This window comes from Methylobacterium sp. Leaf113, assembly GCF_001423325.1.
GTDB lineage: Bacteria > Pseudomonadota > Alphaproteobacteria > Rhizobiales > Beijerinckiaceae > Methylobacterium.
The window spans coordinates 341,116-357,512 of record NZ_LMNJ01000001.1 but is presented as its reverse complement, the minus strand read 5'-3'; the positions used below and the strand labels follow the sequence as shown (position 1 = coordinate 357,512).

14 protein-coding genes are annotated in these 16,397 nt (G+C 68.1%); 6 read left to right on the top strand and 8 right to left on the bottom strand.

Annotated elements, in window-relative coordinates; all coding sequences use genetic code 11:
- Together ASF60_RS01630 and ASF60_RS01625 are read right to left on the bottom strand one after the other, a co-directional pair.
- Complete coding sequence (locus tag ASF60_RS01630; RefSeq protein WP_056179228.1) at nucleotides 1–360, bottom strand: DUF427 domain-containing protein; 360 nt, start codon at nucleotides 358–360, stop codon at nucleotides 1–3.
- On the bottom strand, nucleotides 357–1,235 hold the full coding sequence (locus ASF60_RS01625) for a methyltransferase domain-containing protein (protein WP_056179225.1): 879 nt from the start codon (nucleotides 1,233–1,235) through the stop codon (nucleotides 357–359). Before ASF60_RS01625 ends, ASF60_RS01630 begins: the two co-directional genes overlap by 4 nt.
- Before the next feature lie 119 nt (nucleotides 1,236–1,354).
- Here ASF60_RS01625 and ASF60_RS01620 point away from each other — a divergent pair, with 119 nt between their 5' ends.
- Nucleotides 1,355–1,582 carry a hypothetical protein gene (locus ASF60_RS01620; RefSeq protein WP_056179223.1) on the top strand — a complete coding sequence of 76 codons (228 nt, stop codon included), beginning with the start codon at nucleotides 1,355–1,357 and terminating at the stop codon, nucleotides 1,580–1,582.
- Between the two features lie 49 nt (nucleotides 1,583–1,631).
- The gene (locus tag ASF60_RS01615) at nucleotides 1,632–2,396 is read left to right on the top strand and encodes a ComF family protein (RefSeq protein ID WP_056179220.1); all 765 of its coding nucleotides are present in this window, start codon (nucleotides 1,632–1,634) and stop codon (nucleotides 2,394–2,396) included.
- Nucleotides 2,397–2,457: 61 nt separating this feature from the next.
- On the opposite strand, the gene ASF60_RS01610 is transcribed toward ASF60_RS01615, so the two are convergent.
- Complete coding sequence (locus ASF60_RS01610; protein ID WP_056180039.1) at nucleotides 2,458–3,714, bottom strand: nitrate/nitrite transporter; 1,257 nt, start codon at nucleotides 3,712–3,714, stop codon at nucleotides 2,458–2,460.
- 259 nt (nucleotides 3,715–3,973) lie between these two features.
- On the bottom strand, nucleotides 3,974–6,724 hold the full coding sequence (locus ASF60_RS01605) for a PAS domain S-box protein (protein ID WP_056179217.1): 2,751 nt from the start codon (nucleotides 6,722–6,724) through the stop codon (nucleotides 3,974–3,976).
- Between the two features lie 1,082 nt (nucleotides 6,725–7,806).
- Between ASF60_RS01605 and ASF60_RS01600 the strand changes: the two genes are divergently transcribed.
- On the top strand, nucleotides 7,807–8,730 hold the full coding sequence (locus ASF60_RS01600) for a L,D-transpeptidase (RefSeq protein WP_056179215.1): 924 nt from the start codon (nucleotides 7,807–7,809) through the stop codon (nucleotides 8,728–8,730).
- Between the two features lie 126 nt (nucleotides 8,731–8,856).
- Here ASF60_RS01600 and ASF60_RS01595 read toward each other — a convergent pair whose 3' ends face one another.
- The 3 genes from ASF60_RS01595 to ASF60_RS01585 form a co-directional block, all read right to left on the bottom strand.
- Nucleotides 8,857–9,051: a hypothetical protein gene (locus tag ASF60_RS01595; RefSeq protein ID WP_056179212.1), complete on the bottom strand. Its 195-nt coding sequence runs from the start codon at nucleotides 9,049–9,051 to the stop codon at nucleotides 8,857–8,859.
- A 301-nt stretch (nucleotides 9,052–9,352) separates the two neighbouring features.
- Complete coding sequence (locus tag ASF60_RS01590; protein WP_274533537.1) at nucleotides 9,353–9,715, bottom strand: DUF6481 family protein; 363 nt, start codon at nucleotides 9,713–9,715, stop codon at nucleotides 9,353–9,355.
- A 133-nt stretch (nucleotides 9,716–9,848) separates the two neighbouring features.
- A complete protein-coding gene (locus ASF60_RS01585) occupies nucleotides 9,849–10,058 on the bottom strand; it encodes a cold-shock protein (RefSeq protein WP_056180031.1) in 210 nt (69 codons plus the stop codon).
- 479 nt (nucleotides 10,059–10,537) lie between these two features.
- On the opposite strand from ASF60_RS01585, the gene ASF60_RS01580 reads away from it, so the two are divergent.
- Nucleotides 10,538–11,548 carry an AraC family transcriptional regulator gene (locus tag ASF60_RS01580; protein WP_156633741.1) on the top strand — a complete coding sequence of 337 codons (1,011 nt, stop codon included), beginning with the start codon at nucleotides 10,538–10,540 and terminating at the stop codon, nucleotides 11,546–11,548.
- Nucleotides 11,549–11,580: 32 nt separating this feature from the next.
- Here ASF60_RS01580 and ASF60_RS01575 read toward each other — a convergent pair whose 3' ends face one another.
- Nucleotides 11,581–14,211, bottom strand: a complete 2,631-nt coding sequence (locus ASF60_RS01575; RefSeq protein ID WP_056179207.1) for a bifunctional acetate--CoA ligase family protein/GNAT family N-acetyltransferase — start codon at nucleotides 14,209–14,211, stop codon at nucleotides 11,581–11,583.
- 168 nt (nucleotides 14,212–14,379) lie between these two features.
- On the opposite strand from ASF60_RS01575, the gene ASF60_RS01570 reads away from it, so the two are divergent.
- Nucleotides 14,380–15,048, top strand: a complete 669-nt coding sequence (locus tag ASF60_RS01570) for a class II aldolase/adducin family protein (RefSeq protein ID WP_056179203.1) — start codon at nucleotides 14,380–14,382, stop codon at nucleotides 15,046–15,048.
- Between the two features lie 588 nt (nucleotides 15,049–15,636).
- Nucleotides 15,637–16,131, top strand: coding sequence for a MucR family transcriptional regulator (locus tag ASF60_RS01565; protein ID WP_056179200.1), 495 nt, complete (start codon nucleotides 15,637–15,639; stop codon nucleotides 16,129–16,131).
- Nucleotides 16,132–16,397: the final 266 nt, after the last annotated feature.

Here is a 16,397-nt window from a genome sequence, read left to right as displayed (position 1 = left end):
TCACGCCAGCTCGATCGGGTCGATCTTGTCGGGATAGAAGGCGAGATGCCCCGCGATGGCGGCGACGGCCGGATAGGGCGCCTCGTAGCTCCACACCGCATCGGCGCGGGAGGCGTCCGGTGTGGTCAGGCTGAAGTAGCTGGCGTCGCCCTTGTAGGGGCAGTGCGTGCGGCGGGCCGTGGGGGTGAAATGCGCCCAGCGGGCATCGGCTCGCGGGACGTAGACCACGGGCGGATAATTCGCTTCCGTGAGCATCAGGGCCGCGTCGGTCTCGGCCAGGAGGGTGCCGGCGAGGCGGATGCGGATGCGCCCGGGATGCGGCACGATGGTGATCGGATGATCGGCGCCGGGCTGTCTCATGCGTCGGGTTCCTCGGCTGTGCGTTCGGTGGTGCCCAGGGCTTCGGCGAGCCGGGCCTGGGCGGTCCCGGGTTTCAGCGGCTTCTGCTGGCTCTCGTGCGGCGCCCACCCGGACAGCCACAGGATCTCGAAACTGGCGCGGACGCGGCCATCCGGATCGGCGAAGCGCTCCGCATAGAGGGCGGCCGCCCGCAGGAGCGTCTCGCGCCGCAGGGGCGTCCGGCGACGCTCGGTCAGGACGTTGGTCAGCCCCATTGCCCGCAGGTCGCGCATGAGCGCGAACAGGTCCCGGTAGCGGACCGTGACGGTCTCGACATCGGTCACCGGCAGGGCGAAGCCGGCGCGCTGGAGCAGGCTTCCCATCTCGCGAACCTCGGCGAAGGGAGCGACGCGCGGGCTGACGCCGCCCTCGACCTCGCTCTCGGCCTGTCCGAACACCTGCCGCAGTTCGGTCAGGGTCCGGCCGCCGAGCAGGCAGCCGATGAACAGCCCGTCCGGCCTTAGGCTCCGGCGCAGCTGCGCCAGGGCGCCCGGAAGGTCGTTCACGTGCTGAAGAGCCAGGAGCGAGACGGCGAGATCGAAGCGACCGGGCGCCAGCGGCAGCAGCTCGGGATCGGCCACGACGCTGCCGGGCTCAGGCCGGGCCGCCAGACGCGTGATCCGCTCGACCCGGCCGCCCGCGCGCAGGTGCTCGGCGGCGAGGGGCGACGGCGTGGCGAGGTCGAGAGCCTCGGGAAAGGTTCGGAGCACCGCTCCGAGACGATCGTCGAGATCCTCGACCACCCGCCGCAGCAGGAAATCGGCGTAGCCCTCGCGGTGGGCGCGGGCGAGGCGGTGGCGGGCAAGGCCCGTATCGAAGAGGGGTGGTGCGGTCATCGCGATCTTAGATGGCGCGGCGAGGCTCCGACCGCCACCCGCGCCGACACCGGAACGCCCGTCGGGCCTCCCTCGTTGAAGCGATACGATTCGATGACGAATCGAGGAGACGTGACGCCATGAAGTCTATCCTGTTCGGCGCGACCCTCGCTCTTGCGGGACTCAGCCTCGCCACCACCGGAGCCGACGCCAAGGGGTGCCTGAAGGGCGCCGCGGTCGGCGGTCTCGCCGGGCACGTCGCAGGCCATGGCGTCCTCGGTGCGGCAGCGGGTTGCGCGGTCGGGCGCCACCAGGCCAACAAACGCGACCGCCAGCAGAACCAAGCGCAGCCGCAACAGAACAACTGATCACAACCGAGAGTCGCATTCCGCCTATGCGGGCGGTAGGGTCGCCGTCATGGCCCCTGCCGCTCGCCCGTTCGTCGCAGGCCTGCGCGCCGCCTGGAGCGGTGCCCTCGCCCTGGTCTACCCGCCGACCTGCCCCGGCTGCGGCGGCGCCATCGCCGATCCGCATGCGCTGTGTGCCCGCTGCTGGGCGGGACTGAGGTTGATCGAGCGGCCCTTCTGCGACCGGTTCGGCACACCCTTCGCCGTCGACCACGGTACCGGAACCCTATTGTCGCCCCGCGCCATCGCGGAGCCTCCGGTCTTCGCTCAGGCCCGTGCGGTGGCGCTCTACGAGGGTGTCGCCTGCGACCTCGTCCATCGCCTGAAATACGAGGACCGCCTGGACCTCGCCGCCGTGCTGGCGCGGATGATGGCAGGTGCGGGCTCGGACCTGCTCGCCCGGGCGGATTGCCTCGTGCCGGTGCCTCTGCATCGCTGGCGCCTGTGGCGACGCCGCTTCAACCAGGCCGCCCTCCTGGCGCAGAGGATCGGGCGGATCGCGAATCGACCGGTGGAATGCGGATACCTCGCCCGGGTGAAGGCGACCCGCCCGCAGGTGGGGCTGAGCCGGGTCGCCCGGGCGACCAACCTTCAGGGCGCCTTTCGCGTCCCCGAGGCCAAGCGGCCGCTGCTGCAAGGGCGACGCGTTCTTCTTATCGACGATGTCATGACCACGGGCGCGACGGCCAATGCCGCCGCGCGGGTGTTGCTGCGCGGCGGCGCAGCGTCGGTCGATGTCCTGACCTTCGCGCTGGTCTCGGGCGAGGTCGGCTGAGCCGCCCCACGCGTGCGCTGACGGTCTTCAGACCATGACGTCCTTCAAGCGGTGACGGTCCTCAAGCAGTCACTTGGCCGAAGCGTCCGGCCTCGGCCGGTCCGGAAGCCGCCGGCTCCAGGACCTTGCCGCGCGGGCCGACCCAGGTGCCGACCCACTTGCGCTGCCACACGAGGAGGCAGACCAGCACGACCGCGGCGAAGAGGGCGTAGCCGACGAAGCCGAGGGCGAAGGAGCCGGTATACTGCTTCGACAGGCCCATGACGTTGGGCAGGATTGCGCCACCGAGGGCACCCACCTCGCCGATCATCGAACCGGCCACCGCCGTGTTCGCCGGCCAGCGCAGGGGCACGAGTTGGAACAGGGCGCCGTTGCCAGCCCCGAGCGCGGCGAAGCACAGCATGAACAGGGCCGTGGTCAGCGCCAGCGACGGGGTCGCGGTCAGGAGCAGGAACGACCCGACGGCGGCGATCAGCACGACGGACAGGACCAGGATGCCGCCGAGCCGATCGGCGAAGTATCCGCCGGCGACGCGGATGCCGGAGCCCATCAGGGCCGCCAGCATGGTGAGGCGGCCGGCCTCGACCTTGGTGACGGCGAACTGCTCGTAGAAGAAGGTCGGCAAGAAGTTCGACAGTCCGATGAAACCGCCGAAGGTAATGATGTAGATGAGGTTGAAGGCCCAGCCGTCCTTCTGGAACAGGCAGGAGATGTGCTCCTTGAAGGACTGGTGCTCGGCGTCCGGCGGCTCCTTGGCAAAGACAATCATGACGATCAGCGGGATCGCCATCACGCAGCCGGCGAAGCCGTACACGGCCTGCCAGCCATAGGCCTGGGCCAGCGGCGGCGCGAACAGCACGGCCAGCACGGTGCCGGAATTGCCGGCGCCGGCGATGCCCATGGCGAGGCCCTTGTGTTCCTTCGGAAACCAACCCGAGCCGAGGGACAGGGCGACGCCGAACGAGGCCCCTGCGATACCGAGCAGGACGCCCATGGCCAGCACTTCGTCGTAGGTGTCCACGTAGAAGAAGCCGAAGGCCATCGCCAGCATGATGACGCTCATCTCAGTGATGGCGGCGTTCTTGCGCCCGATATACTGGGCGAGGATACCGAGCGGGAAACGCATGATCGCACCGGCCAGGATCGGCAGCGAGATCATGAACCCGGTCTGGGCCGGAGTGAGCTTGTAGGTCTCGGTGATGAACGGGCCCATGGCGCCGTTGAGCACCCAGATGGCGAAGCAGAAATCGAAGTAGAGGAAGGCGGCGAACAGGGTCGGGGGATGACCGGATTTCATCACGGTCTTGAAGCTGGCCATGGAGTGCGTCTCGAGGTTCACGGCCGCCGGGCGACCGCTCATGCCAAGGGATCCGGACTCACGCCGTCCGCATGCGGAGCGCCGTTGCCCCGCGCGTCGCCGATCGGCAACGGGCTCCCCGAAGCACCGAACGTGCCAGGCCAGACGCGAGGGCTTCACGGTCTCCCGTCGGTGATCGATCGCCGTCGTGCGATGGCGCGTCAGGCGGCACTGCCCAGGAAATGGGCCTGACGGGGTCGGAATCCGGTGGACGCCGGGATCAGCCGTCGGCCTGGAACGCCGAGAGTGGCGCCGCGATGGCGCAGGTGACGCCATCGGGTGGAAAGTCCAGCGCGATGGTCCCGCCCACCTGCCCGGCGAGCCCGCGCTCGATGAAGCGCGACCCGAAGCCCTTGCGCGCCGGCTTCGTCACGGGCGGACCGCCGACCTCCGCCCAGGACAGGGCGAGGTGCGGCTCGCCGGCTTCGTCGCGGACCTCCCAGCGGATGGAGACATGCCCGGTCTCCTGCGAGAGCGCCCCGTACTTGGCCGCGTTGGTGGCGAGTTCGTGCAGCATCAGCGCCAGCGAGAGGGCGGGCTTGGCGCCGATCTCGAGATCCGGGCCATCGAGGCGGAAGCGGCCGGCCTGGTCCTCGTGCAGTTTCAGGGCGCCGCGCACCACCGGGCCGATTAGCGTGCTGCCGAGAGCGCCGCCCATCAGAAGGTCATGCGCTTGGCCCAGGGCGATCAGGCGGCCGGCCAGAACTTCCTTGGCGGTATCGACGTCGACCGCCGTCCGCATGGTCTGGGTGGCGATGGACTGCACCATCGCCAGCAGGTTCTTCATGCGGTGGCTGAGTTCGCGATTGACGAGTTCCTGCTGCTCCTCGGCGCGGAGGCGGGCCACGGCGGCACGGGTCCGGTCGACGACGTTGCGCACGAAGTCGAGGATGTCCGGGGTCCAGTCGCGCCGCTTCGAATCATGCAGGCAGAACACCGCCACCAGTTGCCCGCGCTCCATCAGGGGCAGGTTGATCACGGTGCGGACGTCGAGGGCGCGGAACCCTTCGGGATAGCCGGCCGTGCGCGGGTCCTGCTCCACATCCGCGATGACCACGTCCCGGCCCTGGCGCAGCTCGGGCAAATAGGAGCCGTAATCGTCGTAGCGATGCCGCCCGACGAGGCTGGCCACCCCCGGCAGCGTCCAGTCCCGGATGACGTCGAGATACACGCCGGACGGATCGAGGGTGCCGTAGGCGGCTCGGGTCAGACCGAGGGTGCGTCCCGCAATCTCGGCGGCCACGAAGGCGATCTCGGCCGGGTCCTGCGATTCGCGCAGGCGCTCGCCGAGTTCGACCAGGGCGGCCTGGCGCTCCTCGGCGCGCTTGCGCTCGGTGATGTCGACGGAGGCACCGGGGAAGCGCAGCGGCGTTCCGTCGGCGGCCCGCACCAGGCTTCCGCGCGCGATGACCCAGCGATGCGAGCCGTCGGGCTGAACGATCCGATATTCGCAGGCGAATTCCCTTGCCCCCGCGAAGAGCCGGTCCAGCTCCGCCTGGAACCGGCCCATGTCGTCGGGATGGAAGTTGCGGATGTAATCCGCCAACGGCGCGCCGAGGGCGGCGCGCTCCGGATCGACGGTGTAGATCCGAGCGAAGTTGGCGTCCGCGTAGATGACGTCCTCACGCAGATCCCAGTCCCAGGTCCCGATCATGCCGGAGGCGTTGAGGGCGAGCGCCAGGCGCTCCTCGCTCCGGCTCAGGCGGGCGCCCGCCGCCTTGCGCTCCGTAATATCGGTCAGGGTCAGCACCGCGCCTTGCACCAGCCCATCCTCGATGATCGGTGCGTTGTTGGTGACGACGTCGATGGGGGTTCCGTCCTGGCGGAAGAACGTGGTCTCGCGCTCGCGCAGGGCCTCCCCGCTCTTCAGCGAGCGCACGACCTCGCAGGCCTCGCGCGGATACGGTCGGCCGTCGGCATGGTGGTGATGCGCGGTGTCGTGCAGGTTGCGCCCGATCAGACTGCCGTTCGGCCAGCCGAGCATGGCTTCCGCCGCCGGGTTGGCGAAGGTGACGACGTCGTCGCGGGTCAGGCGGATCACGGCCTCGCTGAGATGGTCGGTGACCGTCTGGAGCAGCGTCGTCTGCTTGATCAGGGCGTCCTCGGCCTTCCGTTGGGCGGTGCGGTCGCGCAGGATCTTGAGGTAGCCGATATGGCTGCCGTCCTCGTCCTTCAGGGCCATCATCTCGCCCATCGCCCAGAAGCGCGTTCCATCCTTGCGGACGTGCCAGCGCTCGTCGTTGGCCCGTCCGAGCTCGCGCGCGACCCGCATCTCGTGCTCTGCCAGGCCGCGCAGGCGGTCCTCCTCGGCGAAGAAGAGTTCGGCCGGACGCCCCACGATCTCGGCCTCGGCCCAGCCGAGGATGCGCTCGGCGCCGACGTTCCAGCTTGTCACGAGGCCGGTGAGATCGAGGGTGATGATGCCGTAATCGATGGCGCTCTCGATGATCGCCGCGTTGTGCCGGTCGCTCGCGCGGCGCTCCCGCAGCGCGCGCCGCAGGTTCAGCTCGGTCATCACCTGCCCGGCCAGCGTCCGCAGGATGAAGGCTTGCGCCTCGGTGAGTTCCCGCGGCTTCACGTCGAGGACGCAGAGCGTGCCGAGCGCCGTCCCCTCGGGCGCGTGCAGGGGCATGCCGGCGTAGAACCGAACGTGCGGCGTGCCCGTGACCAGGGGGTTGTTCGCCGTGCGCGGGTCCCGGGTGGTGTCCGGGATCACGAAGAGGCCGTCCTGCTGCACGGCGTGGGCGCAGATCGATTCCGCCAGCGTGGTCTCGGCGCGATCGAAGCCGATCCGGGCCTTGAACCATTGCCGATCGGACTCGACCAGCGAAACCAGGGACACCGGCATCTCGAGAAGCATCGAGGCCAGCCTGACGACGTCCTCGAACGCCGCCTCGGGGGCGGTATCGAGGATGCCGTAGCGCGCAAGGGCCGCGGACCTGGTCTCGGGCGCGTCGCCGGTCCTACTCAATCGCCCCTCCGGTCGCGGTCGCACAGACGCGTTGCCGCCCATGACCGACACGGACGATCCGACGAGCGAACGCGTGGCCGCTGCAGCTTTACCTGCGTGCCGCCGATCTTCCTACGTAGAACGACGCGCAGACCGTAAAATTCGCCGAGGCCAATGCCCAAACACCTATATCCGGCCGGGCCGTTCATACGAAATCCGGTCGATCCCTGCGGGGCGGCGGCGTCGAACGACGTTGATTTCGCTTCGATCGCGCCGCGGCGAGCCGCCGTCCTTATGGTGCGCCACCACCTGCGTGACGGCGCACTGACGGTTCGGCGTGCCGATCATCATGGCCCACGAGGCCCTGGAACGCGACCTGTCCTGCCGTGACCAGATGCGGAGAGGCGAGAGCCATTGTCGAGACCTCCCCTTGGCCGAACGTCGTCGCGGCGGCGAGGTCGAGCCTGCGCATGTCCCGATACGGCGCCGCGGCGCTCCAGCCGCCTCAACGGCACACGGTGACGCCGCGGACGATCCAGCCCTCGCCTGCTTGCCACAACTTGCGGCGCGTGCGCTGACAGGTGGCGTTGTCGGGCTCGCTCGACGTCCAGGTGGTCGCCGGGACTCGCGCGTCCGCCGGCCTCGGCGTCGGCGTGCGGTTCGCCGAAGCCTCCCCCGGTACCAGAGCGACGAGCAGAAACGCCGCGAGCAGCGCTGGACGCGCGCGGAAGGTGTGATGCGGAGGGACCGGCACGGGTCGCGTTCCATGATTTTGAGTGGGGCCCCTTTCGGGTCACTTCCTATGGCGACACGGCCACGCTTTTGACAACCGCTGCCCGCGGCGTCGGACCTGATGACGACGGCTTTTCTGAAGACATGGTGAAAGTCTCCCGCCGGTCGCCGCGTGGCGAGTCTTCACGCGGTTGTTCGAAGAACTCCAGATCGATGCCGAGCCGTGGGCATTGTGCTCGGTTTGCATCGCCGACGACCTTTGGTAGTCACGCAAGGCTGCCCATCCTCAAGGTGACGTGACGCGCGCGTGACGACTTGCTAGGCCCGGCGTCGAGCGAACCATTTCAACGACGACCGCCCGAGCGACCTCCATGTCCCACACGACCCGCCGCACGCTTCTCACCGGGGCGACGACGAGCCTCGCGCTCCTCACACCCGTCGGGTCCGCCCTCGCCCAGAGCCGTGGCCTCTTCGGCGACGGCCTCGACGGCAATGGCCCGTATGACGACGAGCGTCTCTATCGCGACGAGGAGGGACGGCTCTATCGCCGACGGGGCGGCCAGTACGTGCCCTATTCGGATCGGGGCCAGGACCGCACTCTCGACCGGATGGGGGGGCAGCGGGGCCGTGCCGCAGTGGTCGACGATCCGGATGCGGATCTCTACGCGCCGCGCCAGGTTCCGCCGGCCTCGCCGCAACAGGCCGCGCCGGCCAAGCCCGTGGACAATGGCCCGATCGACTACAACCGCGCCTATGCGGCGATCACCGACGAGCCGTTCCCGGTCTACGCCTTCAACTGGCGCAAAACGAACCCCTCGTTCCTGCGCCAGGAGATCGCCTATACGGGCCCCGAAACGCCCGGCACCATCGTGGTCGACCCGCGGGCGCACCACCTAATCCTGGTGCAGCCGAACGGCCGGGCGCGTCGCTACGGCGTTGGCGTCGGCAAGCAGGGCTTCTCGTGGTCCGGGGCCTCGACGGTGAACTCGAAGCAGATGTGGCCGGACTGGTATCCCCCAAAGGAGATGATCGCGCGCACGCCGAAGCTCGCCAAGTCGGTGTCACAGCTCCAAAGCGGCCTCGGCGTGCCGGGCGGCGCGCACAACCCGCTCGGGGCTCGGGCGCATTATCTCTGGCAGGGCAACAAGGACACGCTCTATCGCATCCACGGCACACTGGAGCCGGATTCGATCGGCAAGAGCGTGTCGTCGGGCTGCATCCGCATGATCAATCAGGACGTGATCGACCTGTACGGCCGCGTCGAGATCGGCAGCCGCGTGGTGGTGCTGACCTGACGCGGTGGGAAGTCTGTTTCACGGAAACCGGGACAGCGGAGGCTGTCCCGGTGGTCATCCCGTCGATGCTGCAGCGTCCCGGAGACGCCACCCCTACCGGGGAACGATCGCCGGGCGGAACAGGCGTCAGACCTCGGTGATCTCGCCTTCGCGGACGGCGCGCTCGCTCGCCCCGGACTTGATCCGGTAGAATGGCTCGCCGGTCTGGTCCTCGGGCACCAGACGGACGATCTCGAAGATGTCGGACACGTCGGTCTTGGGGGAGGCGTAGCCGATCTGGGCCCGGCGCACGCGCTGGCCGAGTTTGAACTTGTGGGACATGGCGCGGATCTCCTCGATCGCGGCTCGACGGACAGAGGTCACGCCGAAGGGGGTGCGCCGGCTTCGGCGGACCCGGTGATGCGGACCGGTCCAGGAGGACAGATCATTGCCGGCAGGTTCGGGGCGAACCCGCCGTCGACCGCGAGATCGATCTCACGGTCGGACGATTTTCGGCGACGCGCTGAAATCAGCGACGCGCCATGGCCTTTCTCAAGAGCCTTGGCCCTAGCAACGACACTTCGCCTTATCGAAATGCCTTAGCCTTATCGAAAAGCCTTGGCCTTAGCGAAAAGCCTTGTCTTCAGCGACGAGCCTTGGCCTTGCGGGCTGCATAACGGGCATCGCGCTGCGCCTTCTGCTCGAGGCGGGCTGCTGCGGCCTGGGCGACCTTCTCCTCGGCAGCAAGGATCTCTTCCGCAGCGAGACGCTCCCGCTCTTCCTCGGCTTCGGCGGCGCGCTGGGCCTCGGCCTCGATGCGGGCCTGCTCGCGGGCCGCGACGCGGACCTCCCGCTCCCGGGCGATCTGGGCTCGCTCCGCCTTGCGGGCGACCACGGCCGGATCATCCGCCGGCGGACGATCGCGGAAGCGGGCCAGCGCTGCGGCGCGGGCTTCCGTCGCGGCCTTGAGGCGATCGGTCATCGAGTTCGGGTTGAATTGGCTCACACAGGATCCTGTTATGCGGGAGGCCGCGCTGGGCGCGCTCCCCTCGGAAAGGGTCTTAGAACACAAGCGAGCCGCCTCCCATGCGGGAGGCGGCTCTCGAAACAGGTCGGGCTCCGCGTGGGGCCCGCCTTATTCAGACGGTCTGGAGGCTACCGGCGGACTGCTTGCCGCTGCGCTTATCGGTTTCCATCTCGTAGGAGATCTTCTGGCCTTCGGCGAGACCACGAAGGCCAGCGCGCTCGACAGCCGAGATGTGCACGAACACGTCGCTTCCGCCGTTATCCGGCTGGATGAAACCGAAACCCTTTGTTTCGTTGAACCACTTAACAGTACCGACAGCCATCGTATTCCTTCGCCCTTGCGGGCTTATCTTCCGGAGATCCACGCGATCATGCGCGGCCGTCTCCATCACCAATCCGACGCCCAATAAGGGTAAGCCCGGTTCCGCTTCGAAACCGCGCCGCAGAAGTTCTGCCGTTGGGTTGATGGCGGTTTTGTACGCGCTTAGGCGACAATTAGCAAATCGAAAGTCAAATGATGTGCCGGGCGCGGTCGATCTGGATGCGCTGATTTGCGGATTATCGCGATCTTTTCCCGGACTGATCTGGCCTGTCGCATCGGGTGGGGCCGAATCGTTGCCGCCGTCGCGGCACCGGTGGAAAGGCCGAGCGGTCCCCTTTCGTCCGGTCTCTCCGGGACGCCCCTCAATGAGGCCGCTCCGGGACGGCGTTTGAGGAATCACCTATCTTGCTGGGAGGGAACTGAACGGCGAATCCGCTATTGTTGTCATCAGCGCCAAGCCTCGCAGTGGTGAACGCCGCCTTGCACGCATTGTCCCCGGACCATCAGGCCACGGACGGTCTCTTTCCGTTACGGCGCGTGCATTTCTCCAGCCGCGATTATCCGCCGGACGAAGCCGCTCACGTCTATCAGCTCATGTTCGCCAGTTCGGCCCTGGTCACACCGCTGGTGGCTCCATTCCAGGTGGAGATTACGAGCTTCTGGACCGAACACCTGCGTTTCCATTTCATGGATGGGGTGCCCTTCGTCTTTCACCGTCCGGCGCAGAAGCTTGGCTATGACGGTCTCGACGTTATCGTGTTCCAGCACATCGAGACCGGCGACATCATCGGCAATTTCGACGGGCGCGAAGTCCGCGCCGGCACGGGGTCGGTCTATGTCATCGATTTCTCGCGACCGACGATCATCCGCGATGCCCAGGGCATTCCCCGGCAGCGACGCAACTTCGTCAGCATGCCGCGCCCCTTCGCAAAGCGATGGTTCGGCCGGCTGGATCAGCTGCACGGCCTGGTGATCCCACCCGAGATCGCCGCGCCCTACACGGCGCAGCTGCTGCGCCTCCGCGAGCGCCTGCCGAATCGCGATGCCCTCGATGCCGAGACCCTCGGGCACACTGCGACCCTGATGGCCCAGGCCATCACCGGCGCCCTCGGGCACGGGACGTCGCATGCCGATCCGGCCCGGTCGTTCCGCAAGGCCTGCCTGTATATCGAGGCATCCCTGGCCGATCCCAATCTCAGCGCTACCGAAGTGGCGCGCAGCATCGGCGCGTCGCGCTCACGCCTATTCGCCATGTTCCAGCCGGTGGGCGGGGTCGAATCCTACATCCGTTCGGCCCGCCTCGCGCAGGTCAAGGCGGCTCTCAGCGCGCCGGCTCAGCCGCATCCCATCGCCCGGCTCGCCGAGGAGGCCGGGTTTCGCAGCGCCGCCCAGATGAGCCGCCTGTTCCGGCAGCATTACGGAATGACGCCGTCGCAATTCAGCGCCAGCGCCGACCCGGGCGGCGTGCGCCGGATCTCGGAACGGGCCTGATCGGAGGCCAGATCGCGCAAGCCTGAGACGCCCTACAGGGCCAGCGAGACCTTGACCACGCCGGCATCCTCCCTGTCGGGCCGCGTGGTGAACCCGAGCTGCTTGCACACCGCGAGCATCGGCCGATTCTCCCGCAGAACCGTTCCCTCGACCCGGGACAATCCCTCGATGCGGGCCCAGTCTATCATCAAGCTCATCAGGGCATGGCCGAGGCCCGTGCCCTTGCGGTCTCCGTGGATCAGGATGGCGTATTCGCCACTCTCGTGGTTGGCGTCGGCATGGAGCCGCACGGCGCCGAGCATCGCCCCGGTGGCGTCGTCGATGGCCACGAAGGCGATGGCGCGGGCGTAGTCGAGCTGGGTGAGCTTGGCCAGGAAAGCGTGGTTGAAGTCGCGCACCGGGGCGAAGAAGCGCAGGCGCAGATCCTCGGCACTGACCGATTGGAAGAAGGCGAGGAACAGCGCCTCGTCTTCGGGTCGAACCGGCCGCACCCGGATGGTCTCGCCCTTCAGGTGCAGCACACGCTCCCACTCGACCGGGTAGGGCCGGATCGCGAAGCGCGGATGATAGGTGCCCCGCGCGCGGCGGCCCGTCGGAGCCTCGGGCGCCACCATCACGCGAGCATCGAGAGCCAGGGCGCCGGTCTCGTCGGCCAGGAGCGGGTTGATGTCGAGTTCGCGGACCTCCGGGCAATCGGCGGCCATCTGCGCGAGCTTGACCAGCACCAGGGCCACCGCGTGGCGGTCCACCGCCGGGACGTCGCGATAAGCGGCGAGGCGCCGGGCGACGCGGGTGCGGTCGATCAATTCGGAGGCGAGCCGCAGGTCGAGGGGCGGCAGGCCGAGGGCCCGGTCGTCGATGACCTCCACCGCCGTGCCGCCGCGCCCGAACACCACCACCGGCCCGAAGGTCGGATCTTCGGCGAGGCCTGCGATCAGCTCCCGCTGCTTGCCGCGCCGGATCATCGGCTGAACCGCGAAGCCGGTGATCCGTGCGTCCGGCGCCAGCCGCCGGGCCCGCGCCAGGATATCGGCGGCCGCCGTGCGCACATCGGCCTCGCTGGTGAGATCGAGGCGGACGCCGCCCACGTCGGACTTGTGCACGATGTCGGGCGAGACGACCTTCAGCGCGACGGCGCCGCCCGCCGCGATGATGCTCCAGGCTGCGGTCGCGGCGGCATCGATGTCGGGCGCCAGCGTCAGGGGCACGCTGTCGATGCGGTAGGCCGCCAGCAGGTCGGCGACCGCCACGGGATCGAGCCAGGTCTGGCCCTGGGCCACGGCGCGGGCGACGATGGCGCGGGCCGCCTCGACATCCGGCGAGAAGTCGCGCGGCAGTGAATCCGGCGTGCGCATCAGGTCATCCTGCGCCTCGCGGTAGCGGACGAGATGCAGGAACCCCTCGACGGCGGCATCGTCGGTGGAAAAGCGCGGGATGCCGGCCGCCGCGAGCCGGCTCGCGGCTTCGGCCTCCTCGCCGATCGTCACGGCGAAGACGGGCTTCCGGCGCGCCCCGCTGCGACGGACCCGACTCACCGTCTCGGCGATGGCCGTCGCCACCGCGGTGCCGTCGGAGCGCGCCGTCGGCACGTGGACCGCCAGCACCGCGTCGTTGTCGGGGTCGGTCAGCAACGGCGCCAGGGCATCCGCATAGGCCTCCGGTCCCGCCGCGACGCCGAGATCCACCGGATTGCCCAGGCGTCCCGCCGCAGCCAGGATGCCGCCCCGGTCGGCGAGCCGGTCGGCGGCCAGGGCACCGATACCCCGCCCATTGCCGACGATCGCCAAGCGGTGGCCGGGGAAGGGCCGCTGCCGCCCAAGAGTTTCCACCGCGGAGAACATCGCGTCGAGGCCATCGACCGAGAGCAGGCCCGCCCGTCGAAACGCCGCCTCGTAGACCGTATCGGGCCGGGCGAGCGCGCCGGTATGCGTCGTCGCGTGGCGCGGCGGCGCCCGGTGGCGGCCCGCGCGCAGGACGACCACGGGCTTGGCCCGCGCTGCGGCCCGCGCCGCGGACATGAACTTGCGCGCGTCCACTACCCCATCGAGGGAAAGCAGGATCGCACGGGTGCGGATGTCGGCGGCGAAGTAATCGAGGCAGTCGGCCACGTCGATATCGCAGGCCAGGCCGAGAGACATCACGGCGGAGAAGCCGACGTCACGCCGCGCCGCCCACTCGACGATGCCGGCCGCGACCGTGCCCGATTGCGAGACCAGGGCGAGGTCCCCCGCCTTCGGTGCGCGCGACAGCAGGCTCGCATCCAACCGGGCGCCGGGAACCGAGAGACCGATGCTGCCCGGACCGAGCAGGCGCAGGCCGTGCCGGCGGGCTTCCGTCCTGGCCGTCTCGCAGAGATCGGCGCCGACATCCGGCGTCACGATGACGGCGGCCGCCGCGCCCCGCCGGCCGGCATCCGCGATGTGCTCGGGAATCGAACCGGCGGGGGTCGCCAGGATGACGAGATCGGGGGCGTCCGGCAGGTCGGCGAACGATGGAAATGCGCCGGACGCCGCATCGGAGCCGATCCGGAGAATCGAGCCGAGGAACTGCGCGCGCAGGAGATTCGCCAGGACCGCCTCGGCCAAGCCGTCGGGCCCATCCTCCAGGCCCGCAAGGGCGATCGCACGGGGCGCGACCAGAGCCTCGAAGCGGTAGGTACTCATCGGCCGAACTGCCTCTGCTCGGGGAATCGGACGGCTATTCTCGCGTCGCTCCGAAACCGGAGGACGCCACGGACCGGGCCGACCCGGCCTGGTGCCGGGCGCACCCGGCAGCCGGTGTTATAGACCGCCGGCGCCCGCACGGTAGGGCGTCCCATCCTGGAGATCCGCATGCCGACCACCCTCCCCGAGTCCAACGACAACGCGGCGCGCGCCGGTCTCGTGTCCGCGATGCGCGACCTTCTCGCCCTCGGCTTAAGTCAGGGCACTTCCGGCAACATCTCCGTGCGGTCCGCCGATGGCTTCCTGGTCACGCCCTCCGGCATCCCCGCCGAGGTGCTGCAGCCGGAGCATATCGTGGCCATGACCTTCACCGGAGAAGCTTCGCCCGGCCTCGCGCCGTCGTCGGAATGGCGCTTCCATCGCGATATCCTGGTGGCGCGGCCGGAGATCAACGCCGTGGTCCATGCCCACCCGACCCATTGCACCGCTTTCGCGATGTGCGGGCAGGACATCCCGGCGGTTCATTACATGATCGCGGCAGCGGGCGGCCCGACGGTGCGATGCGCGCCCTATGCGCCTTATGGAACGGAAGCCCTGTCGGCCCTGGCTCTTGCCGCCCTGAAGGACCGGACAGCCTGCCTGCTGGCCAATCACGGCATGATCGCCATCGGACCTGACCTGAAGAAGACCCTCTGGCTCGCGGTCGAGATCGAGGCGCTGTGCCAGCAATACGCGATCGCCCTGCAGGTCGGGCGCCCGATCCTCCTCGAGGACGATGAGATCTGGCGGACCGTGGAACGGTTCAAGTCTTACGGACCGCGCAACTTAGAGTTATAAGGCCTAGACCTTACGGCCACCTGCAAGAGTATTCCAAACCTGCCGGTGCGGGCCCGATGACACCTACGTAGATTTTTCTTCGAGCGATGGATTCTCGCTGCCGGCGCATCGCGGCTTTTTCCGGCCGCGAGACCAACCATTTTGGGTCTGGATTTTGTATTCAAGGACTAATTTAGGCCATCCGGCGGGTTTTGCTCGATATCGGCTCTAAAGGTCCGTTTGCGGTCAGATCGAACCCCGCTTTTGATCTGTAACAGATCGCTATCAACGACCCCGTCAAAATTCGTTGCGAGCGAAATGCCCGCCCGTCAGAACCGTTCACAGCCCTCAACGGGCATCTGTGTAGTTCTGCAGAATTTTGGACCAATCCAGGCCGGTTTCTCAGAATGCATGCAGTTGGTGGTCTATTCCAGTTCACTAGCAAATGCCGCGGTCTATCCATGCGAGACCTAAACAGCCTCTTGCCTTTTTCTTTGCGTCATCATAGCTAGAAGCAAGTCACAACCATGACGCCCCTTGTCAAACCTCCCCGGCGGCAGCTTCCCACCGGGGTCCGCAACCTTCACAAGCGCATTGAGAGATCAGGTAATGAGTGCTGAGACGGAAATCCTGCCCGACTACATCGAACTTGCGGCAGACATCGTGTCTGCGTTCGTAAGCAACAACTCAGTTCCGATCGCGGACCTGCCGGCCCTGATCGCGTCTATTCACGCGACCCTCGGCAAGCTGAATCAGTCCGGCGTCGAAGAGAAGGTCGAGCCGCTGACCCCGGCCGTTTCGGTCAAGCGGTCCATCACCCCGGACTACATCGTCTGTCTGGAAGACGGTAAGAAGTTCAAGTCGCTGAAGCGCCATCTTCGGACGCGCTACGAGATGACGCCCGAGCAGTATCGCACCCGGTGGAGTCTCCCGAGCGACTATCCGATGGTTGCGCCGAACTATGCCGCCGCCCGTTCGGAACTGGCCAAGAACATGGGTCTGGGCCAGCAGCGCCGGAAGCAGGACAACGTCCTCGTCGACATCGAAGCCAAGGCCGCACCGCTCCCGCGCGGACGTCGTCCGCGCCTCGCCGCTCAGGCCTGAGCCGGATCGCAAGCGACCGCGCCGGAAAGGCGCAGCGCAGAGGCCGGAGCATCACGCTCCCGCCTCTGCGGCGTTATCCACAGCGAGTGACCAATCGGGCGATGGAGCGTCCAGGCTCGTGTGAAATGCCGCTTTTTTCTTGGACCAGACCGGTCTTCGAAGAGGAAGGGCGCGCTCTGTACCTCTTCGCCCTGTATTCGGGCACCGCATCTTCAGACGCCGGGACGGAATTCCTGGCGGCCAATCCGACCCCGTTAGAGAACGCG

Excerpts from the sequence above, each read along its gene's own strand:
- ASF60_RS01630 (WP_056179228.1), bottom strand. The coding sequence starts at position 360 with ATGAGACAGCCCGGCGCCGATCATCCGATCACCATCGTGCCGCATCCC.
- ASF60_RS01625 (WP_056179225.1), bottom strand. The coding sequence starts at position 1,235 with ATGACCGCACCACCCCTCTTCGATACGGGCCTTGCCCGCCACCGCCTC.
- ASF60_RS01620 (WP_056179223.1), top strand. The coding sequence starts at position 1,355 with ATGAAGTCTATCCTGTTCGGCGCGACCCTCGCTCTTGCGGGACTCAGC.
- ASF60_RS01615 (WP_056179220.1), top strand. The coding sequence starts at position 1,632 with ATGGCCCCTGCCGCTCGCCCGTTCGTCGCAGGCCTGCGCGCCGCCTGG.
- ASF60_RS01610 (WP_056180039.1), bottom strand. The coding sequence starts at position 3,714 with ATGGCCAGCTTCAAGACCGTGATGAAATCCGGTCATCCCCCGACCCTG.
- ASF60_RS01600 (WP_056179215.1), top strand. The coding sequence starts at position 7,807 with ATGTCCCACACGACCCGCCGCACGCTTCTCACCGGGGCGACGACGAGC.
- ASF60_RS01595 (WP_056179212.1), bottom strand. The coding sequence starts at position 9,051 with ATGTCCCACAAGTTCAAACTCGGCCAGCGCGTGCGCCGGGCCCAGATC.
- ASF60_RS01585 (WP_056180031.1), bottom strand. The coding sequence starts at position 10,058 with ATGGCTGTCGGTACTGTTAAGTGGTTCAACGAAACAAAGGGTTTCGGT.
- ASF60_RS01575 (WP_056179207.1), bottom strand. The coding sequence starts at position 14,211 with ATGAGTACCTACCGCTTCGAGGCTCTGGTCGCGCCCCGTGCGATCGCC.
- ASF60_RS01570 (WP_056179203.1), top strand. The coding sequence starts at position 14,380 with ATGCCGACCACCCTCCCCGAGTCCAACGACAACGCGGCGCGCGCCGGT.
- ASF60_RS01565 (WP_056179200.1), top strand. The coding sequence starts at position 15,637 with ATGAGTGCTGAGACGGAAATCCTGCCCGACTACATCGAACTTGCGGCA.